The organism is Bacillus sp. X1(2014), from assembly GCF_007678255.1.
Genome location: NZ_VEED01000053.1, coordinates 1 through 774, shown reverse-complemented (window position 1 = coordinate 774; position 774 = coordinate 1). Strand labels below are relative to the sequence as shown.

General features: G+C 53.9%; 1 rRNA gene. It reads left to right on the top strand.

The window, feature by feature from the left end:
• Positions 1 to 774 (top strand): 23S ribosomal RNA (locus FS608_RS29720); the annotation flags it as partial.

Here is a 774-nt window from a genome sequence, read left to right as displayed (position 1 = left end):
GGGGGGACGCAGGAGGATAGGGTAAGCGCGCTGTTGGATATGCGCGTCTAAGCAGTTAGGCTGAGAGGTAGGCAAATCCGCCTCTCGTGAAGGCTGAGCTGTGATAGCGAGGGAAATTTAGTACCGAAGTTCCTGATTCCACACTGCCAAGAAAAGCCTCTAGCGAGATAAAAGGTGCCCGTACCGCAAACCGACACAGGTAGGCGAGGAGAGAATCCTAAGGTGAGCGAGAGAACTCTCGTTAAGGAACTCGGCAAAATGACCCCGTAACTTCGGGAGAAGGGGTGCTTTTTGAGGTGAATAGCCTCGAAGAGCCGCAGTGAATAGGCCCAGGCGACTGTTTAGCAAAAACACAGGTCTCTGCGAAGCCGCAAGGCGAAGTATAGGGGCTGACGCCTGCCCGGTGCTGGAAGGTTAAGAGGAGGGGTTAGCGCAAGCGAAGCTCTGAATCGAAGCCCCAGTAAACGGCGGCCGTAACTATAACGGTCCTAAGGTAGCGAAATTCCTTGTCGGGTAAGTTCCGACCCGCACGAAAGGCGTAACGATCTGGGCACTGTCTCAACGAGAGACTCGGTGAAATTATAGTACCTGTGAAGATGCAGGTTACCCGCGACAGGACGGAAAGACCCCGTGGAGCTTTACTGTAGCCTGATATTGAATTTTGGTACAGCTTGTACAGGATAGGTAGGAGCCTGAGAAGCCGGAGCGCTAGCTTCGGTGGAGGCGTCGGTGGGATACTACCCTGGCTGTATTGAAATTCTAACCCGCACCCCT